Source organism: Sulfitobacter sp. CW3 (assembly GCF_019392245.1).
Taxonomy (GTDB): domain Bacteria; phylum Pseudomonadota; class Alphaproteobacteria; order Rhodobacterales; family Rhodobacteraceae; genus Sulfitobacter.
In genome coordinates, this window is the sequence record NZ_JAHXRL010000010.1 from 84617 (window position 1) to 102699 (window position 18083).

General features: G+C 54.0%; 17 protein-coding genes. 12 read left to right on the forward strand and 5 right to left on the reverse strand.

Annotated features, from left to right (window positions below; genetic code table 11):
• Nucleotides 1-28: 28 nt before the first annotated feature.
• Nucleotides 29-499, forward strand: a complete 471-nt coding sequence (locus tag KZZ06_RS17980) for a hypothetical protein (RefSeq protein WP_219581393.1) — start codon at nt 29-31, stop codon at nt 497-499.
• A 590-nt stretch (nt 500-1089) separates the two neighbouring features.
• A complete protein-coding gene (locus KZZ06_RS17985) occupies nt 1090-2025 on the forward strand; it encodes a DUF2493 domain-containing protein (protein WP_203243529.1) in 936 nt (311 codons plus the stop codon).
• A gap of 105 nt (nt 2026-2130) precedes the next feature.
• Here the strand turns inward: KZZ06_RS17985 and KZZ06_RS17990 are convergent, their stop codons facing one another.
• Complete coding sequence (locus KZZ06_RS17990; RefSeq protein WP_219581394.1) at nt 2131-3060, reverse strand: S1/P1 nuclease; 930 nt, start codon at nt 3058-3060, stop codon at nt 2131-2133.
• A gap of 709 nt (nt 3061-3769) precedes the next feature.
• Between KZZ06_RS17990 and KZZ06_RS17995 the strand changes: the two genes are divergently transcribed.
• The 5 genes from KZZ06_RS17995 to KZZ06_RS18015 all read left to right on the forward strand — a co-directional run bounded on the left by KZZ06_RS17995 (nt 3770) and on the right by KZZ06_RS18015 (nt 7132).
• The gene (locus KZZ06_RS17995) at nt 3770-3985 is read left to right on the forward strand and encodes a hypothetical protein (RefSeq protein WP_203243527.1); all 216 of its coding nucleotides are present in this window, start codon (nt 3770-3772) and stop codon (nt 3983-3985) included.
• Between the two features lie 326 nt (nt 3986-4311).
• Nucleotides 4312-4713: a DUF1419 domain-containing protein gene (locus KZZ06_RS18000; RefSeq protein WP_219581395.1), complete on the forward strand. Its 402-nt coding sequence runs from the start codon at nt 4312-4314 to the stop codon at nt 4711-4713.
• Nucleotides 4710-5339, forward strand: coding sequence for a hypothetical protein (locus KZZ06_RS18005; protein ID WP_219581396.1), 630 nt, complete (start codon nt 4710-4712; stop codon nt 5337-5339). Before KZZ06_RS18000 ends, KZZ06_RS18005 begins: the two co-directional genes overlap by 4 nt.
• 214 nt (nt 5340-5553) lie before the next feature.
• Nucleotides 5554-6465 (forward strand): ArdC family protein, encoded by a 912-nt coding sequence (locus KZZ06_RS18010; RefSeq protein WP_219581397.1) that lies wholly within the window; start codon nt 5554-5556, stop codon nt 6463-6465.
• A 247-nt stretch (nt 6466-6712) separates the two neighbouring features.
• The gene (locus KZZ06_RS18015; protein WP_219581398.1) at nt 6713-7132 is read left to right on the forward strand and encodes a hypothetical protein; all 420 of its coding nucleotides are present in this window, start codon (nt 6713-6715) and stop codon (nt 7130-7132) included.
• Here the strand turns inward: KZZ06_RS18015 and KZZ06_RS18020 are convergent, their stop codons facing one another.
• Together KZZ06_RS18020 and KZZ06_RS18025 are read right to left on the reverse strand one after the other, a co-directional pair.
• Nucleotides 7133-7822 carry a hypothetical protein gene (locus KZZ06_RS18020; protein ID WP_203243709.1) on the reverse strand — a complete coding sequence of 230 codons (690 nt, stop codon included), beginning with the start codon at nt 7820-7822 and terminating at the stop codon, nt 7133-7135.
• Nucleotides 7822-8580 carry an AAA family ATPase gene (locus KZZ06_RS18025; RefSeq protein ID WP_219581399.1) on the reverse strand — a complete coding sequence of 253 codons (759 nt, stop codon included), beginning with the start codon at nt 8578-8580 and terminating at the stop codon, nt 7822-7824. Before KZZ06_RS18025 ends, KZZ06_RS18020 begins: the two co-directional genes overlap by 1 nt.
• 758 nt (nt 8581-9338) lie before the next feature.
• Between KZZ06_RS18025 and KZZ06_RS18030 the strand changes: the two genes are divergently transcribed.
• The 3 genes from KZZ06_RS18030 to KZZ06_RS18040 all read left to right on the forward strand — a co-directional run bounded on the left by KZZ06_RS18030 (nt 9339) and on the right by KZZ06_RS18040 (nt 13695).
• Entirely contained in the window at nt 9339-9884 is a 546-nt protein-coding gene (locus tag KZZ06_RS18030) for a helix-turn-helix domain-containing protein (protein ID WP_219581400.1), read from the forward strand.
• Between the two features lie 97 nt (nt 9885-9981).
• Nucleotides 9982-11754, forward strand: coding sequence for a relaxase/mobilization nuclease domain-containing protein (locus tag KZZ06_RS18035; protein WP_219581401.1), 1773 nt, complete (start codon nt 9982-9984; stop codon nt 11752-11754).
• 9 nt (nt 11755-11763) lie between these two features.
• The gene (locus KZZ06_RS18040; protein ID WP_219581402.1) at nt 11764-13695 is read left to right on the forward strand and encodes a type IV secretory system conjugative DNA transfer family protein; all 1932 of its coding nucleotides are present in this window, start codon (nt 11764-11766) and stop codon (nt 13693-13695) included.
• Between the two features lie 444 nt (nt 13696-14139).
• Here the strand turns inward: KZZ06_RS18040 and KZZ06_RS18045 are convergent, their stop codons facing one another.
• Together KZZ06_RS18045 and KZZ06_RS18050 are read right to left on the reverse strand one after the other, a co-directional pair.
• The gene (locus KZZ06_RS18045) at nt 14140-14349 is read right to left on the reverse strand and encodes a helix-turn-helix domain-containing protein (protein WP_203243517.1); all 210 of its coding nucleotides are present in this window, start codon (nt 14347-14349) and stop codon (nt 14140-14142) included.
• A 377-nt stretch (nt 14350-14726) separates the two neighbouring features.
• Nucleotides 14727-15245 carry a Crp/Fnr family transcriptional regulator gene (locus KZZ06_RS18050; protein WP_219581403.1) on the reverse strand — a complete coding sequence of 173 codons (519 nt, stop codon included), beginning with the start codon at nt 15243-15245 and terminating at the stop codon, nt 14727-14729.
• Nucleotides 15246-15301: 56 nt separating this feature from the next.
• Between KZZ06_RS18050 and KZZ06_RS18055 the strand changes: the two genes are divergently transcribed.
• Together KZZ06_RS18055 and KZZ06_RS18060 are read left to right on the forward strand one after the other, a co-directional pair.
• Nucleotides 15302-15901, forward strand: coding sequence for a hypothetical protein (locus tag KZZ06_RS18055; RefSeq protein WP_219581404.1), 600 nt, complete (start codon nt 15302-15304; stop codon nt 15899-15901).
• Nucleotides 15902-16610: 709 nt separating this feature from the next.
• Nucleotides 16611-18050, forward strand: a complete 1440-nt coding sequence (locus KZZ06_RS18060; RefSeq protein ID WP_257884453.1) for a multicopper oxidase family protein — start codon at nt 16611-16613, stop codon at nt 18048-18050.
• Nucleotides 18051-18083 lie beyond the last annotated feature (33 nt).

Sequence of the window (18083 nt, forward strand, 5' to 3'; positions counted from 1 at the left end):
CGGTTTGATCAGATGGAGGAGTGAATCTTTGGACAGCTATAGTTTTGAACGGCTAAAGGCGCACATCCTACCGTTGTCAGTCGCGCAAGAATTCGATGCGGCACGCACGGAATGGGACCTTGTCGCAGTCGAAGTTTCGGAAGAGATGGACAATTGTCCCTGCGGGCAGGATATCAAAGAACATTGCTTCATTGCAAATCGCCTGACCGGGCATCAAACCTATGTGGGAAATGTTTGCATCAACCGGTTTATGGGAATCTCGACTGGTAGCTTATTTGCGGGCCTAAAGCGGATCGCGGAAGATGACAGCGCCAATGTAAACGATGATTTGATCGAGTATGCCTATAAGAAAGGCTACCTCTATGATGCCAAGGAGCTCGCGTTCCTCAAGCAAACGCGGCGAAAGAGGAAACTTTCCACCAAGCAGCTTGAGTGGAAACGCAAGATCAATCGCCGCATTTTAAAAGGGACGGTGGTCGCACGCAGGACCGAGCGGTAGCGGCTGTGATACTTTCCTTGTTCGAGGGGCATTGCACGCAGCGAGCTTAACCCATCGGTCTCATCATCTCGAGCTGGGAGAGAAAACAATGTACAGGCTTTCGCCTGTCGCACATTCGGGCATGCGCCCTCAGAGCGATGTCGCGTCCAGCATCCCGGTTTGACAGGGCCACGAGCACTCCGGTCGGTGGCCGCGCGGGCGGACTGCGCTCTGGTCTGTTTTGCGAAGAGGCAAAACGATCCCGTCACTTCGTCCGCCCGCGGCGCCCCCTTCCTGCGTTTGCCTGCGTCAGACCTGCCAAACCTACCCTAAATCACACACACATGAGAGCGGTATCATATCCTCCGGATGCGCTCCCGAATCAGCTCGCGTCAAGGATCACATAACTTTTCGGCGACGACAGTGATCGTGGCAGCGATTGTTCAGGGTGGTGAGATTCTTCTGTGGTGGGAGGTCGCGCTTCGAAAACTTATATGCCCAGCCAAGCTGGCGGCTACGCCGTCCCTGACCCGACCAGATTCGGAGCAAAAAACTTGGACATGCCCCCGCGCTCATGCGGTTGGCCCAAACCAAGCTTCAGGAGATACTTCATGGCTTACGACACAGCATCCACATACGAGACAATCGAACTCTTTGGCCTCACTGAAAGAGATGCACAGCTGCCTATTCCGAATGACGACGTTCTCGAAGACGCCATTGTGCGCGAAACCTTCGAGGCCATGCTCGGCCAGCTTCGCGGAACAGGTCTGGAAGCGGAAATTGAACCCCTCGCCCACGGCCTCGCAACCATTCTGCAACGCCGCAAGGTCAACCTGACCCGCGAACTCGACAGAACTGCCGACAAGATCAAGGCTTTGGCAAAATCACATGATGGATCCGAGATATCCGAGACAGCCCTTGAGGATGCACAAGAAAAGTTCATCCAGATCCGCGATGTGACCGCCGCATTGGGCGTCATGAGTGAAAAAGCTGCCGAATGTTACGAGCAGGAGACAGGGCACGCCTTTATCCCTGCATCGGGATCGCGGGCAAGCGCTCGGGCGAGGGAAACAGGGGCGGTCTTTGAAGCAAAACTGCTCCTTGAACAGCATGACCGCGAAACTGCCGACAGCTGCAAGATCCAAGGGGTACCTTTGATCGTATCGGGTGCAACCGACTGGACAGACGTGGATACGATCTTCCGCTATCTCGACCGGGTTCGTGACCGGATCAAGCAAAACCGCAATCAGGAGATATTCCTCTGCCATAAAGGCGGCAAGGGTGCAGAGTTGATTGCAGCATCCTGGGCGCGGGCGCGTGGTATCCATCAGGCGAAATTTGATCCCCGCTGGAAGGCGCACGGACGTGCCGCACCGTTCAAATGCAACGACGAGATGCTTGACGACAAGTTCGCCGCTGCGGGCGTTGTTTTGTTCGGCGGCAATGGGGTTGCCCTCAATCTCGGTCAGAAAGCCGAAGACAAGGGCATCACGGTTATGCGGATTGCAGACCCGGCAGGCACATCCAAGCCGAAATCCAAGTCCTGATTTGCAGAAATGGTCGCCAGCCTTGAGGGGTTGGCGGCCCTTTTTTTTACTCACGCTTTGGCCTGTAGAGCCAATGATTATCCGGATTTCTTGATGATCAAGTGCTCAGTCAGACAGCACCGCCTCCATGGTTGCGGCGAGACGATATCCGGCTTGTGTCAAACGGGATATAACTACGGGTCCGAACCGGTCGAGATATGCCTCATCCATCACGACGGTGCGTTGATTATCCTCATCGCCATCATAGCTGCGCAGGGTCTCCGAATACCAACAGGCATCTTCTTTCTTGATACAATAGTGCACCTCGGCTTGACGGATTTGATCAAAGCTCTCTGCTGCCCATTCCCATGGCTCTGTAGCAACCCAACCCATGATCGCGTCAGGATCTGCGTCTTCTATCATCCAGTCCGCAGCACGGTACATTGGCGTGAATTCTGCATATTCATCCGCGTTAGCGGGCTCGCGCACGAAGATCACCCGTCTTTCCACGAGGCATCGATCCCAAACAGCGTGCAAATTGCTTGCGCCGCATCGCCCACGTTTGTTCACAGAGTTGCCGCCCCGATCATCCGAAAACGAGACGTGCATTGGTTGATGAATATCACCAATCCAATGGCCGAGAGCCAATGCCGCAGCAAGTCTTTCGTCATTGGGCAAACTTGTGTCACCCAGCCGTTCCGCGTCCGGCTCAATTGCACTCAAAAGGCAGTCGCGCCCGCCGGGGCATTGTGCATTTTCGACGCGACTCCAATCTCTTGGATAGTTGATATAATGCTCGCTCGGGCGTTGCCGAACCTGGTCTTCACGCAGGCATCCATGATTGAAAGATGGATAAAGTTGATCGCCATGCTCGTCCTCAAAGCTCTGGTTTTCTATCAGTGCGTTTAACTTGTCGCGGGCATCATCTGTGAGCTGCCGGTAAGCGATTTCACAAACCAGGACATGGCCGAATTTGCTCCATGCCTGCGCCTGTGATGGAAGCACCCACGTGAGTGCCATTATGATCAGGGCCAAGTCTCTCATTTGCTTCAACATGAATTCTTTCCTTAAAACACGCCCCTTCACCCAATTGCAGTGGGGCTATCGATCAAAAGATACGATGAGGATACCCTGGATCTGGTTATTGGCAAAATTTGGCACGTCAAGTGCTTGGGTATGACGTTAAATTGCATGACAACGATGTTTATGGCACCTCAGCTTGACCAGCTGAACGGGCTCTAGGCTGCGCCCGAAGCCACAACAAATGTGTCTTCGCCCCTGCGGGTGACGATCCCTTGTGCGGGCCCATGTACGGTCGGTCAGCTTGAGCCTCTTGAGCAACCTTTCTTATCAGGGAGCTACATCTCCGCCGCGCAGAGCACGAAGGGCTTCGTTTGGCACACCCCCCTGCCCGGCTTTGGCGCGGCGACAGGGTCATGGCACCGATGGGGAATCTCACAAGCAGATCTGTATTTCACCAAGGCCACGGGCATATCGAAGACTGCATCTTGCGGAGGCAGCTATGATCTTTGGTCCATTGAGAGAACCAGTGACAAGATTGCGGTGTTGTCGCGACAGTTCTGATCTGCCTTGTTTCTTTTGAGATGAATGGGTTGCTGATCTCGGCGGGTTCGTTCCCTGCGCTGCGCTTCGGCAAGCAGAAATACGGCTTCCACCCCTTCGGTGCGGACCCTCCGCATTGCAACTTGCGACCCCGCCTTAACCGATCAGCTTGTTAACCCACATCGAAACAAGGAGATCAGAAATGACTAACTACATCCTCACAGTTCCCGTCACTTTCACAAAAGACGGCAAAGAACAGACCAGCTACCGCCGCGTTGGTGCAGTCTTCGAAAACACCAAGACCAACGGTGGTGAAACCTTCCTCTCTATCAAGCTCGACTACCCCGTCGGCGTTACCGAACTGGTCGCCTTCATTCCCAAGCCAAAAGGCAAAGAGGAAGGTGTCACCGAAGACTAAGAACCTACCGGTTCTGGAGCGGCAGAAATGCCGCTCCCTTTCTTGTACCAAGAAATGCTGCGCAATCACCCAGTGGTGAACGTCCATGTGCCATGGCCGCTCGCATGGAAGTGGACGGATGGATCAGTCGACGCCATGCGCCGTCCCATCCGATTGTTTTTGTCCTTCCGGACGTTCACCCCGCCTCTCGGCAGGGCTCAGACGCATGCGTGGTTGGGTTAAGAACCGCCCTCGGAGGGTGCAATCAGTTAGGGCGGCGGGAAGGGAAAGTGAAAGAGGGCTTCTTTTTGGGTTGATTTTTAATCTGTCCAAAGGAGTCCCAGCAGATGTATTTCGAAGATGATGACGACCTGATCGCCGCGCTTGATGGATCACGCACGGCTACTCACCCACCCGAGCTTGACCGGATTGCGGACGGGCGGTGCGATTACGACGCAACCTTTGCCCTGATAAACCGCTACCAGGCAAGCTCCGCCCACGCACAAATTGGCTTCAAAGCAGGCCAGTGGTTTGAAACGACCGAAGAGATTTACTGGTATTTTCTGGAATGCCTGCCGCCGCTTCATCAGACCTCTATCGGGTTTGTGATGATGGAATGCACAATGGGTGACCTCTATGAGGCATTCTTTGAGATTGATGGGCGTTTTTATTGCGCAGTGGTCACTTGGCCTGGTCCAGCGTCCTTTGAGGCGTCCACTGTAGCCTTGGTGCAGGAGGTGCGGTCATGAAAACGAATATCATTGCCCACGTTGCACTTACCTTTGAGTTTTCTGCACCATCTGGCCCAGCCGATCAACGATCCATGGTCGAAGACGATATCGGCCGGTTGACCGATGCAGACAGCACCTCAGGCGTCGCGTGCACCGACTTTAGCGTCACATCGATTGAAACAGCAACACAGAATAGCGCTGTCAGCCGAACCCATGTCATTTGCGCGACCTGTGGCTCAGAAAATGTCCGTGCAGATGCTTACGCATCTTGGGACGCAGACACAGGTGAGTGGGTCCTTCATTCCATCTATGACGAGAAATTCTGCGAAGTCTGCGAGACAAGCACATCGCTGCTGGAAGTTGACGAAGCCACGGGCTTGGAAGTGCAGGCCTTTGGCATGATCTACTGCGATGACGGCGCGCGTTTGGTTCAGGGCCGCGAGCAGCCAGAGTTTTACGACCTTATCGTCAAAACGATGGCGGTAGCGGGTGGGGAAATCCTCACCCTGCACGAGTTCGACGACATGAACCGCTTGGAGGTCGAGAAATGTCTCGCGGATATGGCAATGCTATATCCATCGGCCCCAGTGAGTTGCTTTTTCGGTGATCTGGTCGGCTCTGGTCGCACCAACCTGCCTTCGTAAAGGCCTTTCAGCTTTCAAGGCCTTGGGGGCTTCGCCCCCCGCGCCCGCAATGCAAATAGACGGGGCCGTGTCCTCGGCTGACGCCTGCGGGCCGCACCACCCCCATCGATTTGCATTGCGTTTGCACCCCCCACCCTCGCCGGGAGCAGGTTTTGAAACAGGCGCCCTCGCGGGCTTTGTTCAAAACCAACTCCATGTTTTTTAGGAGGCCAAAATGGCTAAGTCGAAATTCGACGTTTACGATCACGTTACTGATCAAATCATTACTCAAATCGCAGCGGGCACGCCCCCGTGGCGCAGGCCCTGGACGGGCGGTGCCATTGGTGCGGCAATGCCGCTGCGGTGGAATAGCGAAGCGTACCGCGGCATCAACGTTGTGATGCTCTGGGCTGTGGCCGCCGAGCAGGGTTATGTGTCAAACCGTTGGTTGACCTACCGACAGGCGCAAGATTTGGGCGGGCAAGTCACCAAGGGCCAAAAATCTTCAACCGTTGTCAAATACGGCACTTTTGACGGCGAAAAAGAGAGCAGCAGCCTCATTGATCCGACGTCTGCTGCGACAGATGCGAGAAAGATCGGCTATTGTCGTGCTTACCGCGTCTTCAACGCAGACCAGATCGAGGGGCTCGACAAGGCATTCTACGTGAAGCCCGAACCGCCACGCGATCTGGGCACAAAGGCCGATGCCGGTCTTGACGCCTTCTTTGCTGCCACTGGCGCAGAAATGGAGACAAGCGCGGAGCCTCGCGCCTATTATGATATCGCGCGGGACAGGATTCACATGCCGCCGATCGAGACATTTCATGACGCGGCGCGTTATTACGGCGTTCAGGGGCACGAGCTTGTGCATTGGACGGGGGCAATCAAACGTCTGGACCGATTGGGCCGCTTTGCAGACCGCAAGGCTTATGCTTTTGAGGAATTGGTGGCAGAGATCGGTACCTGTATGCTTGGCGCCCATATTGGCGTGGAACCTGATTTTGGGCAAAGTGCCGCGTATGTCGAAGGCTGGCAGGCAGCTTTGAAAGAAGACAGCCGTGCGATCTTTCGGGCAGCCTCAGAGGCGCAAAAAGCCGTCGATTACATTTTGGCGCTCGCAGAAATACCTTTGGGAAAAGCTGCTTAATGCCCCTGCCCCGCCCCAAAACGGGGTGGGGGATACCTTTGATGATCTTGCCGCCACCTCAACGGCGGCTTATCCGGTGCGTGCGGATTAGAGGTAGTGGGGCCTTTCTTAACCCTGCGGGTCAAGGCGTGCCCCACGTTGCGCTGTTCGCGCAGAAGTCGCGAGGCCATGCCCGCTCCGGCGCATTTATCTTGAAATGCGATCCCGAAGCTGGCAAAGGGGCGAGCAACGAAAGATATTTAACGTTATGAAACATATCTATCCTGCCCTCTTGGTTCTTTTCGCTGCAACCCCGGCGATTGCACAAACAGAATGGGAAAGGGCCATTGCGCGTGGCCTTGAGACCTTCACCCTTCGTCAGGGCGAAGGCACGGTTACGTTGACTTGTGATCCTGATCGCGTCTTCGGAAGCAATGTTACCAACGCAAGCCTGCGTGTGGTCTTCCCAAAGGACCCCGCGCCAAGCCGGTTTGTAATTCTGGCATCGGACGGCACGCAGGTTTCCTTTACGATGACCGATGGCGGTGCAAATGAGGTGGGCGTCGACGCGCTGGACTGGGACAAGATGGTTGGAATTCTCAGTGCCGGTGGCGCGTTCGCATTTGTGACGGGTCAGGATGCGCTTCAGTTCGAAAATGTGACCCCCCTGCCCGACCTCAAGTGCTGATCAAAGTGCTGAGACAAGGATATCGAACTCCGCGCCGACAAAGGCCGCGACAAGACGGTTCACGGAAATGACATCAAGCGGGTCGGGGATGAAACCACGCACTCTGGCTTCGATCTCGTCGTCAACCACCAGCTTGACGGGCATTAACGCCACACCATTGTCAATGCGTTGCTCAAAAAGCAGTTTCATGGATTTGGACGTGGCCTTGAGGTTGTTTGCGCCCGCCCTCTTAAGAAAGGCCGCGCGGGCCTTCGGCAACAAGGCGCGCTTGATGTAATCTGTGTCCGTGCCCAACTTGATGGCTGCCTTCTCTAAGGCCTTCGAGGTTGCCAGAGAGACAGGGACACCGACACTTATGCGTTGCTCCACACGGGGCGCTGGCGCATCCGATTCCGGTGTTGTTGCCTGCGCCTTTGCAGGTGCTTGCATGTTTTTGGGTTCCGCGGAGGCTTTTGGTGCGGTTTTTGACTTTTTTGTCTTGGGATCTGACGCAGGCTTATCCACTTTGGCTTTGCCGTTCGTATCGTCTTCGAGGGATGTCGGTTCAGGCGGAGGCACCGCACCACCCGTCCGTTCTTCCCGCATTTTAGCCTGGACGGCTTCGCTTGAGCGCTCGCGCTCGCGCACCGCATCATGTTCAGGGGTTTCAGAGGGGCTTGGGGCAATTTTCATAGGTGGGCGTCTGGCCATTACGCGGCACTCCCTTTGATTTCGTCATAAAGGCTGATGCAGATCACCGTCAGGTCTTCAAAGTTGTTTGCCATTAGCGTGCCGCCAATAGCAGCGCGGTGAGCGTATTGCGCGACGGGCAAAGGCCCGTGATGCAAGAAATGCTCAAACAATCGGCTATTGGGGAGCATGGTGTCAAAATGCGGGGTTTTGAGCAGATTATCCAACACCACTTTGTCATGCTGTGGCAGTTTGCTGCCCCCTACCCTTGCGGCGGCATTAATGATCTTTGTGGGGACATTCGCCAAAACCGAACGTACTTGAGGAAAAGAATCCTCTTCTGAAATCGTTTTGGACAGATCTTCCATCCATTTGAACGCACTCAGCACCAATCGCCATTCCGCTTGTGCAGGCTTGGCGGGAATAACGACGATATCTGCCACAAGGGCTAGATCATCGGTGTCCTTGTATGTCCCTGGCCGTGTGTCGATGATCAACAGATCAGTGCCCGCCGCCTCGAGGGCTTCGACCTCGGCATAGAGATCTTCAACGCTTGCTGGTGGTTGCTTGATTGTCAGAGTTACAGGCCAAGGAGCTTTTTTGACCCGGCCCCAATCGGCTTCTTCATAGGCGGTTTGCCAGCCGAGCAACTGCTGGTTCACGTCGCCGTCGAACATACAAACCTTCTCTCCTTTGGCGAGCGCAGCGCTCGCCAATGACATGGCGACAGTTGTCTTACCTGAACCGCCCTTGGTTTGAATGAGTGTGATGATTTGCATGCCGAGCCTCGTTTGCCATGTGCCTATGCGGGCTTTTGGCGCAGTGGCCGCCCGTCTTTGGGCCCGAGTGGAGCACGGACCCATTGGGGATGTGGAATAATGGGCGTGTGGGGATCAGTCAATAGGGCGATGTGGGTTTCTGGACGGGCGGGGTCCGGGACTTGCGGACACGTGGGCGGTTGATGTTGCGGGGAATTGGAGTTCTGGCCGCTCGACGATGAGGGGCTGTGGCAATTTGGATATTGGAAGGTTTGGGCAAGTGGAGATATGGAGATACGGATAGGAGGGGAGGTGGCTAGAGGGATGCTTGGCGAAGTGGCCTAGAGGCTACGTGGATACGTGACGTAATGGCGCAATGGAGAATAGGTAATAGGGGGAAGCGGGGTTTTGGATTTGTGGGCAAAGGACTTTAGGGCGATTTGGAGGTGTGGGCGAAAGACCGAGAAAAATGGACCGAAATAGAGCTCAGTTTGCTAGAGGAGGCCACGGACTAGTGAATTGGGCACGGAGACGTTCGTTTGGACGAAAAAGCGCCTCGAGAATGAATTTCGCCCGCTTCGCGGTCTACATATGCGCGCCCTCTGATTAATTTTTGCCTGACGGCAAAAAACGAGGGCGAGACACGGAATCATTATACACTGTTCGTTTTCTCATGCGAACCCTTCTGCGAAGGTGAGAAAAGCGGCATATAATGATACTTGGCTGGAATGGGTGTATGTGTTATATCTTTGGCACACATTCAGACAAGGTGCGCTGAGATGCCAACTCGCCCAAAGATGACCGATGAGGAAATCGAGATAATTCAAAGGCTTATCTCTGAGGGGATGGGAGACAGTGCGATTGCAGCACAGGTCGGCCGTCATCGAACATCTGTCGTAAAAGTTCGGGCTGGAACGCGACGCAAAAGCGTCACAACAGGCGGAAAGCAGCTCCAGGTGCGCCTGACAGATGAGGAATATGCCGCGTTCAAAATAGAAGTTGATCGGCTTGGCATCACTCTTTCAGAGGGTGGGCGCAGACTGGTGCGGCATTCTTTGGGTGTTTTGGAAATAGATGTGCGCGAGATTGATGCGCTTGCAAATGTGCGTCGTGAACTGAACGCGATTGGCGGTGATCTTAATCAAATGCTAAAGTTGGCAAGATCTGGCGCTTTGGAGGTGGGCGGTGAAGACGAAAGTCTTTTGGAACGTCTGGATTTGAAGGTCGATGATATGGTCAATCAATTGATTGCGTTTGTTGGGGCAGGGCGGCGCAAAACATTTGTGCGGGCCGTGTTCCCGCCGGAGGGGCCGATAGATGGGTGATATCGAGACAGTCCAAGAGGCGGTTATTGGTCATGTGCTGCCTGACATTGGTAAACGGCACCGAGGTACATTTGGCGATCATCCGGCGCGCCAGCGGTTGGGCGGCCCTGCGGCGCGCTCGGCGCGGGCGTTAAGCGGTAATGTTCTGCGCATTCCTCAATCGGTGGTAAAACGCGTTCCAGCAGGGGGTGCACGCAGCACCAAGGAGCTAAAGCGGCAGTTGGAATACGTCACACGCGATGACGGTGTGAAAGCAACCTGGATGAATATGAACGGAACCGAGCGGGACCTGTTCAAAAATACGGTAGCAACCACCATCCCCTTGTGGGCGAGTACATGGTCAGGGGCTCCCAAGCGCGGGCATACCGACCACATTATTTTGAGCTTTCCACATGGCACAGATGTGGAGGTTGCTGAAAGCATCGCACGAGAATGGGGGCAGGCGGTCTTTGCCAATGGTGAGTTTGGGGACCGCTGGCAGTATATTGCAGGGCTGCATCAGGATACCGACCATGTGCATGCGCATTTTGTCGTCAACAAACGTGGAGTCGAGTGGGGCCAGTTTCTTTCTATCAGTATGAAATCGGAGCTGAACTACGACATCATGCGAGAGTTACATGCAAAAATCTCAACAGAACATGGTGTTGCGATGAATGCGTCGTCGCGGTTGTCCCGCGGTATCATTGAGAATGCTCCGCGAGAGACTGACTACAGGGCTGCGCACGCGCAGGGGACCACAGTTGAAGTTGAGCCGCTTTCGACGGTCTCGCGTATGAAACGAGAGGCGATGATCCGTGGGTTCGTCCGACAGTATAAAGGCTTGAGTGGTCTTGCCGGTCTCTCGGGTGATCAGGAGCAGGGTGCTGGCTTTATGGGCCGTTTGAAATCGCTGTTTGAAACGGCGTCGCAAAATTTGGATGAAGGAATGACTTTGATGACCTCAACAGACGTGGACGTGCCGCCTGTCGATCCCGGTACCCGTTTGGCCGAAGCTCAAGGGCGATTGGTTGAAACTGCTCAGCAGGCGTGGTCCGACATTCAGAACATGAAGCCTGGATCTGAGAAGATCCAGCTTGAGGCCGAGTTTGCCGAACAGGCGCGATCATTGCGAGAGGCGGCAATTCTTGAGCCGTTCTTTGATCGTCATACCCGGACTTTGGAGGGTGCTGACGATCCATTTGCCAATCTTGTTGTGCGCGGGCTGCATGCAGCAAGAGATACGCTGCTGGAAGAGGGCCGCGATGGCTCCGGGGTCGATGCGTTGTTCGACGGCATACGCGAAAAGCTGCATCAGACTTTTGCACAAGACGAGGAAAGATTGCAGCGTGTTGGTACGTCCAGTGCCGAAATGGTTGAGCGTTTTTTGCTTTCCGACAGGACGGAGGCTCAGGTTGCGGCATGGCGTGATCAAGAGAATAGCGCCGTCGGGGCACTCTATCTGGAGGCAGAACGTGATCTTGCAAAGGATGGTGCGCGGATTGTTGAAGATTATGAAGTGCCCCGCGACCTGCAGGAGGTTATCGCCCGCGATCAACTGACACAGGCAGAGCAAGACAAGCGACTTTCGGATCTTCCGGCAATCGAAGCCATCGTTGATCGGCTCAGCAGCGAAATGTCGGAGGACGATCTGCGTAATGTCCGGGCAGGGGATGCAACGTCGCTCAAAGAACAAATCAAAGACCCAGCTGTGCGGGCTGCAGTTGCATCAGAGTTGAAGAATGAAGCTGATCTTGCTGTGGATCCTGCGTCCCGTTACAGCGAACCGGTTGATCAGTTCCAGATGTTGGCGCGAACCACGCCTGCGCATGCAAAGGAGCGGGCCACATCGCGTGATGCAAGGCCAGATCTTGCAGACGATTACGGGCTTTGAGGTAGCGCAATGATACAAGGTATGGAGACGAGGTGGCGCTACGTCTTCGCCACCCTTGGCGGGGTTGTGGCGGGTGGGTACATCGGGTCGATGGTCGCCACTATATATATAGTGTTGGCCAAACGCGGGGATCTTAACTCGATAGATCCCATGGAGCCGTGGTTCCTTCGGTATCCATTGTCATTGCTGCAAACGACGCCTGATTTGCTCAATGGAGCATTGATTATCACCGGTGCAATCACAGCGGCACTCACGATTGTTGGTGTTGCGGGGGTCTATCGGGGCAGCCTTACGAAATATGATGACGCCCATTTCCAAAGTAAACGCGAGATGCGCAAAAATAAGATGATCGCCAGCATAACAGGCAACGGTTTCATTTACGGCAAGCTCGGGAGCCCAAATTCAGACAAACCGTATGTCTCTGCCGATCCGGACCGGTTCCCCCATGCGATCATGATTGCGCCGACCGGGCGGGGCAAGGGCGTGGGGTTTGTGAAGCCGAACATGCTGCACCACGGTGGCTCGGCGGTGGTGCTTGATGTCAAAGGCGACATCTTCAAGGATACCTCCGTGCATCGCTCAAAGGGCTTGGGCAACAAGGTTTGGTATTTCTCGCCATTTGACTATGTTGACCAACCTTCCCCTGATGGGAAGCGATCAACGGGCCGTGTGACACGGACCCATCGATTCAATCCATTGGCCCGAATTGCACAGATGACGTCCACCGACGAGCAATACACGGCACTCAATACACTTGCGGATTTGTTCCTCGTCGTCGAAGGCGATTCCGCCAAGAGCTTCTATCAGGCAGGCAAACGATTGTTTGTGGCATGCTGCCTCTTTGCAATCGAACAAAACAAGCCGACACTTGGATACGCTTCGGAAGTAATGGGGGGAGGGGGGTCGCGGGCGGATAACTACCGCCAGCACGCAGAGCTTACCAACATTCCCATCGTAGCACGGACCCTGATTGAGATGGCGGACGAGACCCAAAAGATCCTCGACAGCTATATCTCGGTGATCAATGGCGCGGGCTTCGAGTTGTGGAACGATCCATCTGTGGTGAGGGCCACGTCGGAAAGTGACATTGATTTTGCAACATTTAGGTCTGACCAGCAGACGTTATATGTTGTGGTGCAGCCGGAGCACTTGACCACACTTGCACCCTTGATCCGGTTGCTTTTTGCTGATGCGATCGCATCTCTGCAACGCCGGGAACCAGATAAAGACGAGCCCCATACGGTTATGTTCTTGATGGATGAGTTTGATCAGCTTGGAAAACAGCCATTGGTTCTGAACAGTATTAAAACAATCCGTTCCTATGGCGGACGCTACTTTATTGTATCGCAAACTGTGCCTGGGCTGGACCTGATCTATGGAGAGGCAGGTCGGCGCTCTTTGCTCGGCGGTGCCGGGATACAGATATTCATGACGCCGCAGGATGACAGAACTGCGGAGGTCATATCTACCTCTTTGGGGAAACATACCATCGTATCTAAGAGCGAAAGCCAGCGACGGATCAAAGATCTGGATGACAGTGCGAATGTCAGCCGGAAATCGGAAGAACGGCCGTTGATCTCATCGAGTGAAATTCTGCGGTTTCCGTTGGATGATGTGTTGATCCTGCCCGAAGGCCAGTATCCAATTAAGGCCAAACACATCCGGTACTATGAGGATCGCCATTTTGGTCCGATTGATAAGGCACGCCAAGCCCATCCATTGCCGTTTCCGAAACTTGACCACGAACGCAAGAAGGTGGTGCCGAAGTTGAGCACAGTTGCGACAAATACTGGGACAACACCCGAGAATAGCGGTGACACCGAGAAAGGTGAATTCATCGAAGAGGTTCAGGTTAATTTCGCCAAGATGTCCGCACGCGCCACAAGAGCCAGTGGCCCAAGAAAGCCGCCGACGGCTGCCAAAAGTGCCGGCAACCTATAGATTCTAACCGCCAGGATATGCGTTCACTCCAACACATTAGCTGGCGAGCTCCCATGCCAACACAGCGCTAGATTCCTTTGGGTATGATGCCGGTATGACTTATAGCGGGATCAAAAAACACATCGGTTGTTTCTCCATCGTTCCAGGAATAACGCCATCCAACCACACGGGGTAACAGTTTGGATTCATCAAAAAGAACGTAGGATGGCATAGCGGACAGCTTGAGAGGTTTCGTTTGCATGGTTTCCCTATCTTGATCTCTGGTATTGAAAGAGCGTGGTCATTCCGGTGTTGCTTGTTCTTTCCCCGACATCTTGGTGGACTGGAAAGGGTGACCAGATGAGATGGCGGAAAGACGCGTTTTTGGAAAGTTAAATGCCTTCGGCTGATCAGTTGATCCTTGGTGACCGATAGTCCTGGTTCGGGGCGCGATAAACACCAGAGTCAGCGCTTTTCTAACAATTGCGCAGGATCGACTTCCAGGGCACCTGCAATTTTATCGACTAAATCCAGCGTTGCGGAAAACTTGGAATTCTCGACGCGGCCCATATACCCCCGACTTATCCCTGCACGCAGCGCCAATTCTTCCTGACTGATGCCTAACGCACGCCGCCGGTCTAGAATATTATGAGCAAGGCGGTCGCGTGATTTCATATGACGCAATGCGCCATAGGGACACGTATTTCACCACGCGATATATATCACATTCGAAACCAGGAGCGTCAATTTTGAAACTCTAGCTATGCTTGCAAATATGGGTGGAAAAATGTTGTGACGTAACTATGGACCTGTTCGCCAATGCCGTATCAAGCCGATTGCGATAGTGCAGGAGGTCTTCGAGCCGGAGCATTCCAACCGCTGCTCTGTGGCGAGGCGCGCAAATTGGCCAGCGGGAAACTGGGTGTGATCTGTGTCAACAAAAGAGCGGAAAGCTAAAGGTTAGGAACGATGATCAAAGAACCAAATGAGAAAACAAATCCTAACTACAAGAACTATTTAGATGATTTCCATTGGGTGAGCGATCTCCGACCTTACTGACGCCTCCGGGCAATCTCTCTATAAAGGGCGGGCTGGGACACCCCTATGCCATCAGCAACACGCACCCATCCCCCTTTCGCTGGCTCACCGAATAGGTCCAACCAGGCATCCAATCGGTCTGACACGCGCCGGAATCGGAGTATTTCAATGCGGGCGCGTTGGGCCTGAACCTCACGGGCGCTGGTTTCGATCAGACCGAGAGCCGCTTTGGGTGATTTTTGGAGTTCGGCCAGAAAGGCAGCCTTGGGCAGGTAGACAACAATTGCGGGTTGGCGGACGATTGCGTCGCAATGGTAAGCATTCGCAAACAGCGAAGCTTCCGCAAGCGCCATGCCTTCCGAAGCGATATGTAATGTTAATGCCGACCCATCTGTCATGGGGCGTTCCAACGCAATTTGGCCGGACCGCACAAGATACATAAATTTCACAGGATCCTCGCGACGGAACAAAGTTGCACCCGCTTTGAGACTACGTTCCAAACTTCCATCAAAGATTTTTTGCCATTCTAACATGATAGGTATCATACAGGGTTCAGGTGAAAAGGCGTAGACCCAAACGAAAATTATTGATGGAGACGGCCATGAAACCTGCACTTACCATAGCTCTTGCAATCCTGTTGGGAGGCGCAACTTACATCTTTGCTCAGACAGTACAGAATGATCATTCGCAAACGATGGATCATGGCACACATATGAACGATGACAGCTTTGCTGTGTCCCTTCTTACAGAACCGGGTCAAGGCGCGTTTGCGGCCTTGTCGGAGATCATCATGGTGCTTGAAGCTGATCCGGAAACGGACTGGTCGCAAGTCAATCTGGGTGCCTTGCGCGACCACCTTGTGGATATGGATCGCCTTGTGACCCATACAACAGTCAAAGAGCTGGAGTTGACCAACGGCGTTCGTGTATTAGCAAGCGGTGATGCTGATACGATCGCAACTCTTCGCCGCATGGTGCCAGCCCACGCCGCCGAACTTGCTAAGGATGGCCGCTGGGATGTTGAAGTCAACGAAAGTCCTGAAGATCTGGAGCTGACAGTCACCAGTGCTGATAGTGCGGTCATTGCGCGGATCAAAGGTCTTGGGTTCTTTGGGCTGATGGCAAGTCAGGATCACCACAAAGAACATCATATGATGATGGCGCGTGGTGTAAACGCCCACCGAAACTGAAACGCAAACACTGCTTTTCTGGTGCCGCAATCTCACGACAAGCACGTCGCTTACGGATAACCTTTCAAAAATGCAACTTTCTGGTAGTTGCGCCCGCACTACATAGCGAGGGCTGCTGGTTCAGCGTCAAACGTAACAAAACAGTGGAATGGATGAAGCGAGGTCAATTTGAGTCTTGATGCCTTTGATCCTTCGACCTTTATTTCACATAGTCACGCTCAAGTTACCAGAATGCACTTGACCTCCACCAACTGGAAGGCTGCATAAGTGCTTTCATGAGATCAATACTGCACCTTTTCCTGATTCTTGTCCTGACTATTGGCGTCGTAGTTGCGCCTGAATATGGTTCGGCGAAAGAACCCAGCATGGCAATGCAGATGGACGATCAGGATCAGACTTGTGCGGGATGCCCGTCAACTGATGGTGCGGGCATCATCTGTGACAGTGGATGTACTGTGCCCTGCGGCCTGGGCGGTTCATCTGCAATGATTGCGCCGCAGAAATCTTCAACACAATTTCCTAAGCCATTCGGTCTCATGCGGTCGAGCATTGATCTGTTGCTCCCAATAGGGACAGCACCGGCACTCGATCCTTTCCCCCCGAAACTTCCGATCTAGTACATTCTCGGCCTTGCAATCTGCAGGGGGACTGAGCGGTGCATCGCCCCTGTGTGGCTGAGCGCAGCCCAATTTAGATCAGGAAAGTCTCGATGAGCAAACAAGTTCCAATGACACGAAGAGGCGTGCTTTGCACCGGTGCGGCGTTCGCTTCAATATCGCTTATGTCGCCGATGCGGGCAGCGGTGGCGCAGCAATCCGACGAGCCGCTTCGTTTGCGCGCCGCACCCTCGAAGGCCGGACTGCGCCCTGCACCATACAGCTTGACTGACGTCTGGAGTTATAACGGTGCCGTTCCCGGTTCGGAAATCAGGGTCCGTCAAGGCGACCGGATACGCGTTCTGGCTGAAAACCGTCTGCAGGAGGGGACGACCATTCATTGGCATGGCATTCGTACGCCAAATGCGATGGATGGGGTGGCGTTTCTTACACAAGACCCGATCCCGGTTAATGGTGATTTCCAATATGAGTTCGACGCTCTGGATGCGGGAACATTCTGGTACCACCCGCATCAACGCAGTTTCGAACAATTGGGTCGCGGCCTTTATGGTCCGCTGATTGTCGAAGAGGCTGAACCGATCCGCGTGGACCGTGATGTGACCTGGATGCTGGATGACTGGCGGATGACAAACGACGGTCAGCTCTCGAATGATTTCGGCAATCAAGGCGATGCTATGCATGGCGGTCGGATCGGAAACACTGTCACGATAAATGGCCAAATACCTGATCGCATGGCGGTTCAGGCTGGTGAACGTATTCGCCTGCGCCTGATCAATGCGGCAAATGCCCGGATATTCGGGTTGGATTTTGGCGATCTTGATCCTGTGGTAATCGCGATGGACGGCCAGCCCGTTGTGCCGCACGCACCAGATGACGGGATTATCGTCATTGGACCCGCTATGCGCGTTGATGTTGTGATCGATTTTACTGGAAAGCCCGGCGATCTTCTGAGCGTGAATGACGTCTATTACAAAGACCTCGAATTCCGGCTGGTTGATTTTGCCTATGGCTCTGATGCTTTGCGGAAAACGGTGCCGGACTGGTCAATGGTCCTTGCGCCTAACCCGTTGGCTGATCCCGACATCAAAAACGCGACACGGCATCAGATTGTCTTCAATGGCGGGATGATGGGGCAGATGATGATGGGCGATGGCATGGGGTCGATGATGGGTCAGATGCGTCAAGGCAATATCTGGTTCATCAATGGAAAGGCCGCGAACGGACTCATTATGGACCCGCTGCTGACACTGCCGCTTGGGACTTCACATATCCTTAAAATGGAGAACCGGACCGCTTGGCCGCACCCGATCCATCTTCACGGCCATACTTTCCGCGTGATTGCTCGAAACGGGCAGCCAACACGGCACCTTGAGTGGCAGGATACCGTCATGATGGCACCACGCGAAAAGGTCGACATCGCCTTTGTGGCCGACAACCCCGGAGACTGGATGTTTCACTGCCACATCATGGAGCATCAGGCCGCAGGTATGATGGGGGTTATCCGCGTCGAATTGGATGCGACAAAATCTTAAAAATACGCAGAATTAACGGAAGAAAAGGAAGAA

Coding starts and splice junctions, on each gene's coding strand:
- KZZ06_RS17985 (WP_203243529.1), top strand. CDS start 1,090: ATGGCTTACGACACAGCATCCACATACGAGACAATCGAACTCTTTGGC.
- KZZ06_RS17990 (WP_219581394.1), bottom strand. CDS start 3,060: ATGTTGAAGCAAATGAGAGACTTGGCCCTGATCATAATGGCACTCACG.
- KZZ06_RS17995 (WP_203243527.1), top strand. CDS start 3,770: ATGACTAACTACATCCTCACAGTTCCCGTCACTTTCACAAAAGACGGC.
- KZZ06_RS18000 (WP_219581395.1), top strand. CDS start 4,312: ATGTATTTCGAAGATGATGACGACCTGATCGCCGCGCTTGATGGATCA.
- KZZ06_RS18005 (WP_219581396.1), top strand. CDS start 4,710: ATGAAAACGAATATCATTGCCCACGTTGCACTTACCTTTGAGTTTTCT.
- KZZ06_RS18010 (WP_219581397.1), top strand. CDS start 5,554: ATGGCTAAGTCGAAATTCGACGTTTACGATCACGTTACTGATCAAATC.
- KZZ06_RS18015 (WP_219581398.1), top strand. CDS start 6,713: ATGAAACATATCTATCCTGCCCTCTTGGTTCTTTTCGCTGCAACCCCG.
- KZZ06_RS18020 (WP_203243709.1), bottom strand. CDS start 7,822: ATGGCCAGACGCCCACCTATGAAAATTGCCCCAAGCCCCTCTGAAACC.
- KZZ06_RS18025 (WP_219581399.1), bottom strand. CDS start 8,580: ATGCAAATCATCACACTCATTCAAACCAAGGGCGGTTCAGGTAAGACA.
- KZZ06_RS18030 (WP_219581400.1), top strand. CDS start 9,339: ATGCCAACTCGCCCAAAGATGACCGATGAGGAAATCGAGATAATTCAA.
- KZZ06_RS18040 (WP_219581402.1), top strand. CDS start 11,764: ATGATACAAGGTATGGAGACGAGGTGGCGCTACGTCTTCGCCACCCTT.
- KZZ06_RS18045 (WP_203243517.1), bottom strand. CDS start 14,349: ATGAAATCACGCGACCGCCTTGCTCATAATATTCTAGACCGGCGGCGT.
- KZZ06_RS18050 (WP_219581403.1), bottom strand. CDS start 15,245: ATGTTAGAATGGCAAAAAATCTTTGATGGAAGTTTGGAACGTAGTCTC.
- KZZ06_RS18055 (WP_219581404.1), top strand. CDS start 15,302: ATGGAGACGGCCATGAAACCTGCACTTACCATAGCTCTTGCAATCCTG.
- KZZ06_RS18060 (WP_257884453.1), top strand. CDS start 16,611: ATGAGCAAACAAGTTCCAATGACACGAAGAGGCGTGCTTTGCACCGGT.